The 453-nt window shown below is 68.2% G+C and carries 1 protein-coding gene; it reads left to right on the top strand.

Annotation, left to right across the window (positions count from 1 at the left end; genetic code table 11):
• Positions 1–40: 40 nt before the first annotated feature.
• Positions 41–453, top strand: a 413-nt coding sequence (locus tag ADK52_RS09655; protein ID WP_234343600.1) for an AMP-binding protein, incomplete at its 3' end; no start/stop codon positions are given.

The raw sequence follows: 453 nt of genomic DNA, 5'->3' as shown, positions 1-453 counted from the left end.
CTACACGTCGGGTTCGACGGGGCGGCCGAAGGGTGTGGTGGTGTCGCATGCGGCGTTGGTGAATTACGTGGTGCGGTGTCCGCAGGCGTATCCGGATCTTGCGGGGTCGACGGTGTGGCATGCCTCGGTGTCGTTCGACGCCGGTGTCACCGTGCTGTACGGGGCTTTGGTCGCGGGCGGTTGTGTCGTGGTGGCCGCATTGAACTCTGCCTCTGCCTCTGCCTCTGCCGAGGAGGGGGACGGTGCCGGGTTGCCGGTGTCGTTCCTGAAGGTGACTCCCAGTCATCTGCCGGTCCTGGAGGGTGCCGGGCGCGGGTTCGTGCCCAGTGGCCAGTTGATGCTGGGCGGGGAGGAGATTCCCGCGCATGCGGTGACGCAGTGGCGGCAGGCGCATCCGCAGGTGTCGGTCGTGGCGCACTACGGTCCGACCGAGGCGACGGTGGGGTGCACGGA

Origin of the sequence: Streptomyces sp. WM6372, from assembly GCF_001279655.1 — a bacterium.
Taxonomy (GTDB): Bacteria; Actinomycetota; Actinomycetes; order Streptomycetales; family Streptomycetaceae; genus Streptomyces.
Note: the sequence above shows the minus strand (reverse complement) of the source record. Positions and strands in the feature narration are given on the sequence as shown.